Below are 15,440 nucleotides of genomic sequence, written 5' to 3'. Positions count from 1 at the left end.
TTATGAAAGACAACAATTGCGGATATTGCGTAGGCGGTGAGCCCCTCGCAAAATTTGGCATCAAGATCTGCGACCTCACTGTAAGCCAGCTCATTCTTTTCAAGGAGCAGAGCCACAAGGGCAGATGCATCGTGGCCTACAAGGATCACGTAAGCGAGATCGTCGATATATCAGATGAGGAGAGAAATGCATTTTTTGCCGATGTGAACAGAGCTGCCAAGGCTATTCACAAGGCATTTAACCCCGACAAGGTTAACTATGGTGCCTATGGCGACACCGGCTGCCACCTCCACATGCACCTTTGTCCCAAGTACAAGGACGAGTTTGAGTGGGGCGGCGTATTCGAGATGAATCCTCAGAAGGTGTTCCTTACTGATGAGGAATATGCTGAGATGATCGAGAAGATCAAAGCTAATCTTTAATTATTAGCTATGAAGAGAATGGAAGGCTTCCAGTTCTTTTCTGGTTTCAATAAGAGCATCTAAGGTAGTGGGATTTTTTGAGGGAAAATTAAACATTTCCTCAAGAAATCCCTGTTCTTTTGCAATCTCCCAGCTCATGGGGTAAACCAGCTCGAAGGTAAGAGCGATGTGACCGATAAGGTGGTCTGCGGGAGTCTTCATAATGTCCCTGAACACGGCAATGTGCTGTCTCACCTGTTCCATTACCGCGCTAGTCACACCGCAGCCTACCATTTCCTCTTTTGACACGTTGTAGATCTCCTCCATGGGTGTTTCCACGTTGACCCTGAGGATATCCACCTTGTCAGCGTCTCTTAGGATATTGCAAAAAACAAGTTCTTTTCCCGTAATATCTTCGCGGATGCGGTATTTGTTGTGCTGCCTTATAACAGTCTCCAGCACCTCATCAAGCGATCTGTCATCGCAGAACCTCTCGATCAACCTCTCTTTTCCGAAAAGAAGATCTGCCCCAAACTCAGCGTGATCCACGGACTTGGAATCAATGAAGGTATTGTATTTGCGAACCTGTTCAAATCGTCCGATGTCATGCAGCATTCCCGATAGCCAGGCAAAATCCGCCTCTTCCTCGGTCAGATGAATGGATCCCGCAATCTTTTCGCAGAAATCAGCAACTCTGTAGGTGTGGGCAATCTTAAGGGCAATCTTTGGGTCCTTGGGATCGTAATTTCTTGTATATTCAGCAAACTGCGTAAGTACTCTTTTTCTATCAATCATAGTTTTTGTTAATCAAAAAATCTCTTTTGAATCTCCTTTGTAAGCTTACTCTATGATAACAGAAAATCGGTTCAAGGACATAATTTACGATTTTACGTTTTTTTAATTGGAATTAGACGCGGCAGTGGTTCATAATTAACATAGCATAATAAGCAAATTGTCGTTTTTTCATTGATACGAAGGAGTTTTTATGAATCTTGCGGAAAAACACATATATGAGAGAAATAAGCTTGCACTTAAATATGCCCTGGTTATCCAGGCTTTTATAATTGCATCCACTGTGGTCTATGCTGCGGAAAGAGTAGGCTTTATGACCACCACAACGATGCTGATCCCTCAGATCATCGCACTGATGGGCTCCATCTACAGCTATGTAAGATACAGCAAGAGGACCAGAGGCAAATATATCATGATGGCCTGCCTGTGCTTTAGCTATCTTATCGTTATGCTGGGAAATATTCACGTGCCCTACCTGTGGGCCTTTGCTCCGGGCCTTGTTATCATGAGCCTTCTGTACGCGGATAACAAGCTTACGATCATTGTAGGCGCAGTTGTAACCACCATAAATGTAGTTTACCTTCCGCTTTTTTTTACCTATTCGGTAGAAGCTGCGGACAGAAAAAACATGGTGCTTACCGATGCGGTATTTTCCCTGCTGGCAGCTATCATGGGCGCTTTTTATGCAAGGCTCAGCAGCAGGCACAATACAGAGACCGTGGAAGAGATCCAGGCTGCGGCGGACCAGCAGCAAAAGGATGCTGAGGTCATGCTGTCCGTAGGACAACAGATTGCAGCTAAGCTTGAGGATGCCAACGATGCCATGGAGGCCCTTGCGGATAAGGTTACTTCCAGCGCCGAGGCCTCTGAGCAGATATCCCAGTCGGTTACCCTCACTGCAGAGTCCATACAGACCCAGACCGAGATGAATTCCAGCATCACTGAGGCTCTGGATGAGATTGCCCGCCAGGCCGGTGCCATGAGAGAAAATGCCACTGAAGTTACCGATAATATCAACGACGGCAACAAGCTTGTTAAGGATCTTCGGGCTAAATCCGACGAAGCCTCAACTATTAATGCCGAGACCGCGGAGATGACCACCAACCTCCAGCAGTCTGCAGGTACTGTAAAAGAGATTGTTAATACGATCCTGAGTATTTCCGGCCAGACCAACCTCCTTGCCCTCAACGCATCCATCGAGGCCGCAAGAGCCGGAGAAGCAGGTAAAGGCTTCGCTGTTGTTGCGGATGAGATCCGTGCCCTCTCAGAGCATACCAAGGAATCCGCAGAGCAGATAGCCTCCACAATTGATGACCTTATAGGCAAAGTAGATACTGCCTCCAATAATATGCAAAAATCCGTAGAATCCGCCAATCAGCAAGGCGAGCTGATCGCAGAGACGGGTGAGAAGTTTGAAGAAATCCTCACCAAGGTGACAGAGCTTACAGACCGTGCTTCCAGAATCTCCGAAAGTGTTGATGACTGCGTAAATGCCAACACCAAGGTTATGGACGCCATCAGTAACCTCTCCGCAACTTCAGAGGAGGTTGCAGCTTCCGCCCAGTCCAGCATTGAGATAAGTCAGGACTGCGAAAAGGATATGAAGACCACAGAGGACATCCTTCGCAAGATCCTTGAAATCAGCCGCAGCACAAGCAAAAAGTAGGTGGCAGCTGAAATGCAGATGGATACTGATTTAGAGCCAAATTGGGGTCAGACCCCAATTTTGGCTCTTTATTTTGGCATTTTTAATTAAGCTATCTATGGCAGTAGAATCTAAGATATAATCAAAATAGACTTTAATAGAGAATAGGAAAAAGGAAATGAATACGACAACAATAGAGACAGGTAACCGTGATGAGGCAGTTAAGGTCAGACTGACCCTTAAGGAGTGCCTCATTGGCGAGCCTCAGTTTTATAAAAGAGTAGCAATGGTGGTACTTCCCATGATCGTCCAGAACACCTTGAGTAACATAGTGGGACTTCTGGACAACATCATGGTGGGACAGGTGGGAACCCTCTCCATGTCTGCAGTTGCCATCGTCAATCAGATACTATTCATATTTTACCTGTGCATTTGGGGATCCCTTGCAGGCGCAGGTATATTCAGCACGCAGTTTTTTGGAAAAGGAGATTATGAAGGAGTCCGCTATGCCATAAGATTCAAGCTGATAACGGCCCTTACGATCCTGTCTATGGCATTGCTGGTGCTGTACTTCAACTCACAGCGCCTGGTGGGGCTGTATATCTCCAGTGATACTCCGCCTGCTGATGCTGCAACTACGCTTAGCTACGGCATTTCTTACATGAATATCATGCTGATAGGCCTGATCCCATTTAGCCTTACCCAGGTCTACGCCAGCGCCATGAGAGAGTCCGGCAAGACAATTCTTCCCATGCTGGCTGGTATGACAGCTATGCTGGTGAACTTTGTCTTCAACGCGCTTCTGATCTTCGGTCTCTTCGGATTTCCAAAGCTGGGAGTTCTGGGAGCTGCCGTTGCTACGGTAATCTCAAGATTCGTGGAGTTTAGCATTGTAGTGACAGGAGCACACAAAAAGAATACGAAATACAGCTTTTTCAAGGGCCTCTACAAAAACTTCAGAATACCCACGCACCTTATCTGGCCCATCATGTCCAGGTCTCTGCCACTTCTTTGCAACGAATTTTTGTGGAGCCTTGGCCAGGCCTTTTTGCTGCAGGCCTATTCTGTAAGAGGAATTGCGGTAATAGCAGCCATGAACATCAGCGGAACTATATCCCAGATCTTCAATGAGGTCTTTTTGTCCATCGGAAACTCAGCGGGAATCATTGTTGGCCAGGAGCTTGGCGCTGACAGGCTCGTTTCCGCAAGGCGCACAGCCTGGAGAATGGCTGCCCTTAGCTTTCTTAGCACTATTATAATGGGAGGACTTCTTGCCATTTGCTCGCCTATCATTCCTCAGTTTTACAATATTGAGCCCGACATCAGACAGCTGGCCTCAAGGTATATTCTGGTGGTGGCCTTCGTTATGCCGATCCACTCCTTTGCCCACGTTTCCTATTTCACCTTAAGATCCGGCGGCAAAACCCTTGTGACCTTCCTGTTCGACAGCTGCTTCACCTGGGCAGTTAGCGTTCCTGCGGCATACATCCTCAGCAGATATACCAATATCTACGTGGTCAACGTATTTATGACCGTATGTCTCCTTGACCTTATCAAATGTACCATCGGCTTCATCCTCGTTAAGAGCGGAGTCTGGGTAAGAAACATAGTAAAGGCGGCCTGACATGCCTGTTCGTTTATCAGCTTATTTGAAAAAAACATATGGCGAAAAAATATACCGTCTCTCCCTGTCCTCGGGCTGTTCCTGCCCAAACCGGGACGGCACCGTCAAAGGCGCTGACGGAGCACCTTCCTATAGGGGCTGCACTTTCTGCTCAGAGGGCGGCTCCGGGGAATTTGCGGAGGTGGTATACAGCCCTGAAGCAATCTCGCAGCAGCTTGACCGGGCTAAAGAGCGCATTGCGGCAAAGACGGATGCCAGGCGCTTCATCGCCTATTTCCAGTCCTATACCAACACCTACGGTGACCCTGACAGGCTTTTTGCCCTGTACAAAGAGGTAATAGAGCGTGAAGATATCGAGATCCTGTCCATCGGAACAAGGCCCGACTGCCTTGGAACGGAGATTATGGATATGCTGGTAGGACTTAATGCCATTAAGCCTGTCTGGGTTGAACTGGGACTTCAGACCATTCACGAAAGCACCGCAAAGCATATAAACAGAGGATATGAACTGTCTGTTTTTGAAGATGCTTACAAAAGGCTCAAGGAGGCAGGAATAACAGTTATCGTTCACATAATTCTCGGCCTTCCCGGGGAATCAGAGAATGACATGTTGGAAACCGTGCGCTATCTTGCAGCGCTCACACCAACTCTTGATGGCATCAAGCTCCAGAACCTGAACATTCTAAAAGGAACCGTGGTGGCAGAAGAATACGATAGCTACTTGCAAGCTCCCAAGGAGTCTGAGTACCCCTTCCATATCATGTCCATGGAGGAATACACAGACCTTATCGCTAAGTGCCTGAGGCTACTGCCAAAGAGCACCGTTGTCCACAGAATGACCGGAGACGGCCCCAGAAGCATTCTGGTGGAACCACTGTGGGTTACGGATAAGAAACGGGTAATAAACATGCTTTCAAAAAAGTGCGGAGAGATATTTGAGAAAGATGAAGAAGAGATGGGAAATCACTAACTTCATAAGGCTGGTTATCACATTGACTCTTGTAGCTGTTCTCGGAATGACACTTGTGTCATGCGGTAAAGAAGGCAATGCCACCGGCGAAACAGCAGCTGACGGGGAAAACTTAGAGTCAGTAGCAGCATCCTCAGAAAGCTTATCTCAAGAAACTTCACCTGAGACCCTCAAATCGGAATCAGATAAAAAGAATGGCTCATCCGATTCTATTCCTGACATAACTGTCTCGGATAAAGTACTGACCTTCACAGCCCTCAAAGTCGGAGCAGCAGATGCATTTGTTCTTCGAAGCGCAGATCACGTCACCGTAATAGATACTGCGACAGATAAAAAAGCTGACATACTTGTCAATTTCTTAAACAAGCAGGGCATTACCGGAATCGATGAACTGATAATCACCCATTTTGACAAGGATCACGTCGGTGGAGCAGATCAGATCATCAATTCTTTTGATATCGGAACAATCTACACCACCTACCGCAGTAAAGACTCAGACCAGATTGATGAGTACGATGCTGCCATGAAATTACATAGCCTCACTGAGAATGTGGTAACCTCTGAGTTTAGTTACCAGGTCGGTGACGTGTCCTATACTATCTATCCGCCCCAGTCACCTTCATATCCCGATAAGGAGAGCAACAACTCATCCCTGGTGGTCAAAGTAACTTTCGGAGATAACAGCATCCTCTTTGCCGGCGACGCAGAATCCGCCCGTCTTTCAGAACTTCTTGCTAATTCCGACCTCTCTGCCACAATACTCAAGGTCCCTCACCACGGCCGATATTGTGACAAGACAGAGGCCTTCATTAAGCGCGTATCACCCACCTATGCTGTCATCACTTCCAGCAAAGGCGAACCCGAGGATCAGCAGACAGTTAATACCCTTGCAGCAAATGGTGCCACCACCTTCCTCACCCGCGACGGCTCCATAACCTTCACTATCACCAAAGACTCCATCGATTACCTCCAATGGCGCAGCCTGGACTGACCCGCGATTGCAGGTAGTAGGCGCAATTCTACTATGCCCCAACGGCAATATCACAACATACGAATTATCTTCATCTTTAACCCGAATAGTACTTGCAACCGTACGCCACTTCCCTCTGCTTTAATCACCTTGCCCCCGCGATTGCAGATAGTAGGCGCAATTCTACTATGCCCCCACCCCTAACATCCGACAGTGATTGGATTTTCACGAAGCACAACGGTTAGGTTCAAAGAGCAGAGGACAACAGGCAAGCCCGGGAAGGTAGGGAAGACGGATTGCAGCAGTAAAAAATTTGGTCTTATAACGCTGAGGTGAATTTAAGAGCGCCACAGACGGACAGGCGGGTGACTGTTCTGAACAGGGTGAAAGGAGACCGCCTGGCTGGATGGGGTGCCTTAAATTCCCGATGGGTTATGACAAAATTTTTTGCTGTTGTAAGCCGTTTTTCCTGCCTTCCCGGGCTTGCCTGTTGTCCTCGGGGCTATGGGATATATACGGGTGTTCGGGAAACCAATTAATGTCGGATTGCACTTTCAATTTGGGGGCAAAAATAGTAGAATAAGAATACTATGGATTTATTTGAGTATATGAGAGAAAACAATAAAGAAAAGGAATCTCCGCTTGCCGCCAGGATGCGTCCCAGGACCCTCGACGAGGTCGTTGGGCAGCAGCACATCATCGCCCGGGACAAGCTTCTTTATCGTGCAATCTCAGCCGACAAGCTTAGTTCCATCATATTCTACGGCCCTCCGGGAACAGGAAAGACCACTCTGGCAAAAGTCATCGCCAATTCCACCAAGGCCGAATTTACCCAGATCAATGCCACAATAGCAGGCAAAAAAGATATGGAAGAAGTCGTCAAGAAGGCCAAGGATGACCTTGGTATGTATGGCAAGAGAACCATTCTTTTCATAGATGAGATACACAGATTCAACAAGGGTCAGCAGGACTATCTCCTTCCCTTTGTTGAGGACGGAACTATAATCCTTATCGGCGCTACCACAGAGAATCCTTACTTCGAGGTCAACGGAGCTCTTATTTCCAGGTCAGTCATCTTTGAGCTCAAACCCCTTACTTCAGACGATATCAAGGAACTGCTAAACAGAGCGGTTACAGACAAGGAAAGAGGCATGGGAGCCTACAATGCTGTCCTTGAGGAGGACGCTGCGGATTTCCTGGCAGATCTTGCGGACGGCGATGCAAGGCATGCCCTTAATGCCATAGAACTTGGCATTATGACCACAGAACGAAGCAGTGACGGCCTTATCCATATCACTAAGGAAGTCGCTGAAGAATGCATACAGAAGAAGGTTGCCCGCTATGACAAGGACGGCGACAACCATTACGATACAATATCCGCTTTTATCAAGAGTATGAGAGGTTCCGATCCCGATGCAGCGGTCTACTATCTTGCCCGTATGCTGAATGCCGGCGAGGACCCCAAGTTCATCGTAAGACGAATGATGGTCTGCGCCTCCGAAGATGTCGGCAACGCAGATCCGCAGGCCCTTCAGGTGGCTGTTGCAGCGTCACTTGCTGTTGAGCGCCTCGGTATGCCCGAAGCCAGGATAACTCTTTCACAGGCAGCCAGCTACATAGCTTCTGCGCCCAAGAGTAATGCGGCCATTATTGCCATTGACGAGGCTATGGCAACAGTCAGGGAGACCGGGAATCTCCCGATACCGACTCATCTTCAGGACGCACACTACAAGTCAGCAGCTAAGCTCGGTCATGGCATCGGCTACAAGTATGCCCATGATTATCCTGATCACTACGTGGAGCAGCAGTACCTGCCCTATGAGCTTAACGGCAAGGAATTCTACAGCCCCACCGGCAACGGTTATGAGCTCAAGATCAGGGACCATATGAAGAAACTTAGAAGCCGTCACATTGATGGGGAAGGTAAGTGACGCAGCTTTACTAATATAGCAAGGAACGTTTAAGGTAAATGAAAAAAAAGAAACGCGTATACAGTGGGGGCAGAACCCGTAGAAATAAAAGAACAATGATAATCACAGGCATAGCCGGCGGCGCCGCAGTTGCCTTTGTCCTGGCAATGATCCTGTGGGTGATATTCGGACAAAACACAGGGACAGAGATAGCACAGGAGGACTCATCTCTTTTTGAAGCATCGGTGGAACCATACGTTCCGGAAACCGTTTCGGAGTACATCAATGAAGATATCATAAATCATATAGTAAGCGGAGGAACCGCCGTATCCAAGGCACTTTCAGAGAGACCCGCAACGGTGGAGATGACTGCGGAGAACAGATCCACCTTTGCCAAGATAAATGACTGCCTCATCGTGGATTCCTCCAAGGTCAAGGTTGATGTGACCAGCGACGGTATTCCCAAGAGTGATGACAAGTATTATTACCTTTTCCAGCAGGCAACCTACGAGGATAATCTCACTGAGGACGCTGAGCCCATCGCCAAGATCTACAAGGGAGACGATACCTCTTTTACCATTAACCTTAATAAGGGTGGATCCGATTCCAGGCTCTTCTCCAAATTTACGGTGGGAGTTAAGCTTGACGGCAAGTACACTGCCATCAGCCACCCCAGATACATCACCAATCCCGGGGCCTGCGCGGGCTACAGCTACGGTGGTATGTCCCACAAGTCCATCAAGGGGCTTCTTCCCGATCCTCTGAGAATCGGAGAGCTTGCTGATCTGGGAGTTGAATATGCAACCTACAACATTCCTTTGTCACATATTCTGACTACTTCAGGCGGAATTGCTTACAGCTACGGCGGAGTAACCTACCATTTCAATGCAGGCATCATTAATAACTACGATGACCTTTTCAGACGTCTTAACAACATGGGAATTGACGTTGCCGCTATCATCCTGAACGATGCCAGCGTATCCGCTTTTCCTGAGATAACACATCCCGACGCAAGGGGCGGTTCTTCGGCGCCTTATAGAATGTTCAACGCCACCAGCGAGAGCGGAGTCAAGGCTCTTGCGGCAGTTGGAAGCTTTCTGGCCAACCGCTATTCAGGATCGGGCCACGGCAATGTCAGCATGTGGATCATTGCTAATGAGGTCAACGCAAGGAAAGAGTACAACTACATGCCCTTCGTTGACGTTAATACCTACACAGCCGCTTTTACCAGGTCCTTCAGAGTTTTCTACAACGCTATAAAAAGTCAGAACTCTGCAGCCAAGGTCTATATTCCAATTGACCAGCGCTGGACCTACAACACTTCCAAAACCGGCGACTATGACGCCAAGGACGTGCTGGACATTTTTGCCGCCCAGCTCAAGGAATACGGCGATATCAACTGGGGCCTTGCTGCTCACCCCTATTCCTTCCCCAATGGCAACACTGCTTTCTGGAATGCGTCCAAGTACGTTACACACGATTATTCAACACCCGTCATTACCATGGACAATATAGAGGTTCTGACCAATTATATGCAGACCGACGCCATGAGGACCGCTGAGGGTAATATGAGATCAATCATCCTGAGCGAGATCGGTTATTCCTCATCCTCCGGTGAAGCGGTTCAGGCAGCGGCTTTTGCCTACGCCTACACTAAGATGGTCAATAACGGACACATCGATGCTCTAATGCTTTCAAGACAGACCGATGCCGGCGACGAGATCGCAGCCCTGGGACTTGCTCTGGGCCTTCAGACTACCGGCGGTCATAAAAAATATATCTGGAATGTCTTTAAATATATTGATACCGACAGACGTGGTGAGGTAGTATCATTTGCGTATGATATTGTAGGTAAAAAATTCTAAAGTGAGGAGCACATTATGACAAACGCAGAAAAAGCACTGAAGTTACACGAAGAGTGGCAGGGTAAGCTGGAGATCAGGTCCAAGGCAGAGGTCAAGTCCAAAGAGGACCTTGCCCTGGCCTATACTCCTGGAGTTGCGGAGCCCTGCAAGCTTATAGCAGAGGATAAGAGCCTTGCTTACAAGTACACCATCAAGCAGAACACCATCGCTGTAGTTTCCGACGGCAGCGCAGTTCTGGGACTTGGAAACATCGGACCCTACGCAGCCATGCCCGTCATGGAGGGTAAGGCCGTTCTCTTCAAGGAATTCGGCGGTGTTAACGCAGTGCCCATCTGCCTTGATACTCAGGATACAGAGGAGATCATCAAAGCCGTAACATATCTTGCTCCCGGCTTTGGCGGCATCAATCTTGAGGATATCTCAGCTCCAAGATGTTTTGAAATAGAGGAAAGACTTAAGGAGAAGCTCGATATTCCCGTTTTCCACGACGACCAGCACGGAACAGCAATCATCGTTCTTGCCGGCGTTATCAACGGCCTCAAAGTGGTTGGCAAAAAGAAAGAGGATTGCAAGGTTATAGTTAACGGCGCAGGCTCAGCCGGAATCGCCATCACAAGGCTCCTTCTCAGATATGGCTTCAAGAATGTAACCCTCTGCGACAAGGTTGGAATCCTTAACAAGAAGACAGAAGGCCTCAACTGGATGCAGGAGAAGATGATGGAAGTTACCAATCCCGACCAGCTCTCAGGAAGCCTGTCCGATGCTCTTAAGGGTGCCGATGTATTTGTCGGCGTATCCGCTCCCGGCATCGTATCTGAGGAGATGGCAGCTTCCATGAACAAGGACGCTATAATGTTTGCAATGGCCAATCCTGTTCCCGAGATCATGCCCGATCTTGCCAGGAAGGCCGGTGTTCGCGTTATCGGAACCGGAAGATCCGACTTCCCTAACCAGGTTAACAACGTTCTTGTATTCCCCGGAATCTTCAAGGGAGCCCTCGAGTGCGGTGCAACCCAGATCACCGAGGAGATGAAGCTCTCCGCTGCAACAGCAGTTGCTTCCCTCGTTCCGGACGAAGAGCTTAATGACGAGAATATCCTTCCCGCAGCCTTCGATCCAAGAGTTGCAGATGTTGTTTCAGCTGCAGTAAAAGAGTGCTATAAGAAGGGCTGCTGATGCCGCCTGTATCAGGAATCTTTTTGATCTGAATGTAGTTATGTTTTAAATGATTTGGAGGCTCTTTTGTGAGTTCACAGTATCTTACGTTATATAAAATGATAGTTCTGTACATGTTAAAACGCTGCGAGGTGTCCCTTAGCAAGTCTCAGATCTACGATTTTATTCTTGAAAAAGAATATACCAATTTCCTGACTCTTCAGGAGGTTTTTGCGGAGTTGGCTTCTTCTGAGCTTATCGTAGAGAAGACCATGGCCAACAGAACTTACCTGGAGCTTACAGCCGAGGGAGAAGAGACCCTGAAGTTTTTCGGGAACAGGATCAATCCTTCCATCAAGCATGAAATTGATGAGTACCTTCGCTCCAACAGCATGAAGCTTCGAAATGAATCCTCTATTCTGGGGGATTATCACAAGACCGGTGACAACGAATACACCGTCAGCCTCATTGCCAAGGAGAACGGCCAGAACCTGATGGATCTTCGGCTCTTAGTTCCTACGGAGGAGATTGCCCAGAGCATCTGCGATAACTGGCAGACCAAGAATCAGGAAGTATATCAGTTCATAATTCAACAACTAATGATGTAAAAAAGCAAGTCTAAAAAACGAATAAAAAAACTAAAAACATCGTTATATCGCCACGCAAATACTTCTATTAGAAAAGTTCCCTTTTTTATTTGAACTTAAGGGAACTTTTTTGGTAACAGGATAAACCCTTCCATCAAGCAGCAGATAGATGCGTATCTGAAGTCCAACAGCATGAAGCTGCGCAACTGTCCCCACTATCACATCCAGGCGAAGGAAAAGATTGTAATGAAAAACACTTTATGTCTAAAAAGATGCATTCTGGCTGCAACAATATCTGTTGCAACTTTTTTTATGATAACAATTCCGGCTTATGCTGAAGAAGAGAAAGAAGACCCTTCTCCCATTCACGGAATTTACGTCAGTGCCTATGTGGCAGGAACCCAAAATATGATGGACGATATCATCACCCACATAGATGAAACAGGCATAAATGCAGTGGTTATCGATGTTAAGAGCGATGAAGGCAAAATTGTATTTGACATGGACAGCAAACTGATCGATGACCTGGGGACAGAGGATATTCTGGTAAAAGATATGCCGGGCCTTATCAAGACTCTTCATGACCACGATATCTATGTCATCGCCAGATGCGTTGCCTTTAGAGATCCCTTTATAGATGAAGTTAAGCCGGAGTGGATGCTTAAGACTGCAGCAGGGGATATCTATGAGGACAACAAAGGCTTTAACTGGATCAATCCTCAGAACGCAGAGGCCAAAGAGTATCTTATAGAGGTTGCCCGTGGCTGCCACGCCGCCGGTTTTGACGAAGTTCAGTACGACTATGTGAGATTTCCCACCGGCATCAAAGAGGAAGATATCGGAATGAACGGCTACGGAAGGCGCCATGCCATCGTAAGATTTGTAATGGAAGCCCATAATGCTCTTATGAGAGAGAACATGCCACTTTCCCTGGACGTATTCGGAACGGCCATTAATTCCAAAGTTGACCGAAATATCGTAGGACAGGACTATGCGTGGCTCTCCATGTACTGCGAATACCTATCACCCATGATATACCCTTCACACTATTATGAAGGCTCCATGGGCCTTGATTACCCCGACCTGTACCCCTACGAAGCAATCGACGGAGCAATGAAATACTCCGAGTCAGAATTAAAGACCGTCAATCCCCGGGGAGACAGAACCCAGGCCGGTGTGCGCCCCTGGCTTCAGGGCTTTACCGCCTCCTATCTCAAGAACTACCGCACCTACGGCGTAGAAGAGGTGAAGGCCCAGATCAAAGCAGTAAATGACAATGGCTCTGATTCCTGGATCATCTGGAATCCAAGCTGCAAGTATCAATGGGATGCATTTAGGGAGTGAAGGTCGCAAAGTAGAATACTTCGTAATGAGTTTAAAAAAGTGTGGAGGATAATGTATTGCTTGAGCTGGAAACAGAAGCTGATGCAATGGACGAGTTTAAAAAGATTGCTTTTTATAATCATCTGATCTTTGAAAAGAAATAGTTGAAAAGTTGAAAGAGTTGCAGATTGCGTTACTTTGGATGATGCAATTGGAATGATGGAGAGAGTATGAATAAGCAAGAGATCATTAGTATACTGGATGATTTTCCATATAGCCGCGATGAATATTGGATAATAACCGGAAGTGCCATGGTTCTATACGGAATCCGAGAACAAACCCATGATATAGATATGGGATGCATGTCTAAGATGGCAGATCAACTTGAGGCAGATGGCTATCCTTTTTCTTTAACGGAAAGCGGTAATAGGACGTTCAAAATTGGGGAAAATATAGAGGTATTTGAGAACTGGATCAAAGATACAATTAATGTGGTTGATGACGTTCCGGTAATCTCTATCAAGGGTCTTGTCCTGATGAAACAAGAAATTGGGCGAGACAAGGACAAAAAAGATATCGCACTGATCAAGGAATATCTGGGCACTAAGATTGAACTTGTTGAGAATGTTTTGAAACCGGAAGATTTTGTTAGGCTTAGGGCCGCTACAGGCTTTGCAGATATTCCGATTGAGCATGCAAGAAAGGCCCTCAAGAATGGGCTTATAAATGTCTCTGCCCTGAACAATGGAGAACTTATAGGAATGGGAAGACTTGTTGGTGATGGTGCGATGTACTGGTATCTGCAGGAAATAGTGGTTTTGCCTGAATACCAAGGTATGGGCATAGGAACCAAGATAGTTAACTACCTTGTTGAGTATGCTGTAAAGAATTCTTCAACAGGGAAATTTACCACTATCGGAGGTGTTTCTGCCAAAGGGAAGGAAGGCTTTTATCAGAAGCTTGGATTTGAAGTAATTCCTAATGGTATAAGAAAGATGGTAGAAATATAGGATCATGTTCCGGTATATTGTTCCACTTGCTTGGCACGAAAAGAGGTTATTAGAAGAAATCACTTTAAAAAGTCTCTTTTTTATATGCCTTTTTGCATAGTATCATTATAGCTATGACAGCAGTTTACTAGCTTCAAGTAACGGGAGGAGACAATGAAAGTTCTTTTTATTGGAAACAGTCATACATATATGAATGATATGCCCGAGCTAACAAGACGTATGCTCGAGGACTCCACAGGGCAGCCTTGCCTTGTTACTATGTTAGCCTATTCTGGCAGATCTCTTAAATGGCACATGGAAGAGGAGTACTTTTCAGAGCGTTTTAGCATACTTCACGGCGGTTACGACTACTGCGTGATCCAGGAACAAGCCCATCCAATGGGAGATGAGCCGGATACTATAGTAAATGCTGGCAGGATTATAGAATTGTGCAAAAAAGTAGGGACTAAACCGGTCATCTTCGAAACCTGGGCCGAGAAGAGAAAGCCTGAAAACCAGCAAGAAATGAATCGAAGATACAGAGAACTGGCCGCAAGTCAAAATGTACTCCTAGCTCCAATAGGAGAAGTGTGGAGCGCAGCAATGGAGGAACTTTCAGACCTTGGTACAGATCTGTACTTCCGTGATGGCGAGCATGCTTCAGCTGTAGGCGACTATCTTGTAGCAATGGTCCTTACTAGGACAATCACCGGCAAACTCCCATCAGAAAACTTTGTAGAGACATTTGATTTTGTTATTCCAGATAGCAATTATTTTATTCCTGTAAAAGAAAATGTTGAAGACGAGACAGTTACGTTACCTAATGACGTTGTTGAAATAATTAGAAAGTATATAATGGCGCAGTTGGGACGGAGTTAGTAGTCCATTTAATTATATCTCAGGATAACCAATCATCTATGTTGTGGACAAGGGACGCCACCCTTGACGGAACCTGCTGGAAACGCATGTCAGGTTTTGCCGACGGGGAAGATGATGGGAACAGCTAAATGGCACACCGTCGCGTAACAGCATTGTAGCGTTTCCACCAGAACCCGTAAAGGGCAAGCTCTGCTAAAGCAGGGTGGCTGGATACTAGCGCCTCTGGATCAGAATCCAGGAACAGCTGATGACACTCCTAAAGTCGCTCAATTGGATTATACGTGCCAATTGCAGTTGACTTTGTTGAAAAAACACTCGGTAACTCAATGA

General features: G+C 46.8%; 13 protein-coding genes. 12 read left to right on the top strand and 1 reads right to left on the bottom strand.

The features are described from left to right. Positions 1-2 precede the first annotated feature (2 nt). Positions 3-422: an HIT family protein gene (locus NXH67_RS04825; protein ID WP_022778711.1), complete on the top strand. Its 420-nt coding sequence runs from the start codon at positions 3-5 to the stop codon at positions 420-422. A gap of 3 nt (positions 423-425) precedes the next feature. Here the strand turns inward: NXH67_RS04825 and NXH67_RS04820 are convergent, their stop codons facing one another. Next, positions 426-1,196 (bottom strand): HD domain-containing protein, encoded by a 771-nt coding sequence (locus NXH67_RS04820; protein ID WP_272796617.1) that lies wholly within the window; start codon positions 1,194-1,196, stop codon positions 426-428. Between the two features lie 190 nt (positions 1,197-1,386). Here NXH67_RS04820 and NXH67_RS04815 point away from each other — a divergent pair, with 190 nt between their 5' ends. The 11 genes from NXH67_RS04815 (at position 1,387) to NXH67_RS04765 (ending at position 15,110) form a co-directional block, all read left to right on the top strand. Further along, positions 1,387-2,859, top strand: coding sequence for a methyl-accepting chemotaxis protein (locus NXH67_RS04815; protein WP_022778713.1), 1,473 nt, complete (start codon positions 1,387-1,389; stop codon positions 2,857-2,859). A 157-nt stretch (positions 2,860-3,016) separates the two neighbouring features. Beyond that, positions 3,017-4,462, top strand: a complete 1,446-nt coding sequence (locus NXH67_RS04810; protein WP_272796615.1) for an MATE family efflux transporter — start codon at positions 3,017-3,019, stop codon at positions 4,460-4,462. A gap of 1 nt (position 4,463) precedes the next feature. Next, positions 4,464-5,432 (top strand): TIGR01212 family radical SAM protein, encoded by a 969-nt coding sequence (locus NXH67_RS04805; RefSeq protein WP_272796613.1) that lies wholly within the window; start codon positions 4,464-4,466, stop codon positions 5,430-5,432. Beyond that, positions 5,407-6,423 carry a ComEC/Rec2 family competence protein gene (locus tag NXH67_RS04800; RefSeq protein WP_272796653.1) on the top strand — a complete coding sequence of 339 codons (1,017 nt, stop codon included), beginning with the start codon at positions 5,407-5,409 and terminating at the stop codon, positions 6,421-6,423. The genes NXH67_RS04805 and NXH67_RS04800 overlap by 26 nt, the downstream gene beginning before the upstream one ends. 569 nt (positions 6,424-6,992) lie before the next feature. Beyond that, positions 6,993-8,333 carry a replication-associated recombination protein A gene (locus NXH67_RS04795; RefSeq protein ID WP_022780039.1) on the top strand — a complete coding sequence of 447 codons (1,341 nt, stop codon included), beginning with the start codon at positions 6,993-6,995 and terminating at the stop codon, positions 8,331-8,333. Positions 8,334-8,428: 95 nt separating this feature from the next. Then, complete coding sequence (locus tag NXH67_RS04790; protein WP_272796612.1) at positions 8,429-10,177, top strand: DUF5722 domain-containing protein; 1,749 nt, start codon at positions 8,429-8,431, stop codon at positions 10,175-10,177. A gap of 15 nt (positions 10,178-10,192) precedes the next feature. Then, positions 10,193-11,353, top strand: a complete 1,161-nt coding sequence (locus NXH67_RS04785) for an NAD(P)-dependent malic enzyme (protein ID WP_022780041.1) — start codon at positions 10,193-10,195, stop codon at positions 11,351-11,353. Between the two features lie 68 nt (positions 11,354-11,421). Next, positions 11,422-11,940: a DUF4364 family protein gene (locus tag NXH67_RS04780; RefSeq protein WP_022780042.1), complete on the top strand. Its 519-nt coding sequence runs from the start codon at positions 11,422-11,424 to the stop codon at positions 11,938-11,940. Between the two features lie 225 nt (positions 11,941-12,165). After that, positions 12,166-13,263 carry a putative glycoside hydrolase gene (locus NXH67_RS04775; RefSeq protein ID WP_272796611.1) on the top strand — a complete coding sequence of 366 codons (1,098 nt, stop codon included), beginning with the start codon at positions 12,166-12,168 and terminating at the stop codon, positions 13,261-13,263. A 209-nt stretch (positions 13,264-13,472) separates the two neighbouring features. Continuing rightward, entirely contained in the window at positions 13,473-14,252 is a 780-nt protein-coding gene (locus tag NXH67_RS04770; protein ID WP_272796610.1) for a GNAT family N-acetyltransferase, read from the top strand. Positions 14,253-14,405: 153 nt separating this feature from the next. After that, positions 14,406-15,110: an SGNH/GDSL hydrolase family protein gene (locus tag NXH67_RS04765; RefSeq protein WP_022780045.1), complete on the top strand. Its 705-nt coding sequence runs from the start codon at positions 14,406-14,408 to the stop codon at positions 15,108-15,110. Positions 15,111-15,440: the final 330 nt, after the last annotated feature.

This window comes from Butyrivibrio sp. DSM 10294 (genome assembly GCF_028539135.1).
Lineage (GTDB): Bacteria > Bacillota > Clostridia > Lachnospirales > Lachnospiraceae > Butyrivibrio.
Note: the sequence above shows the minus strand (reverse complement) of the source record. Positions and strands in the feature narration are given on the sequence as shown.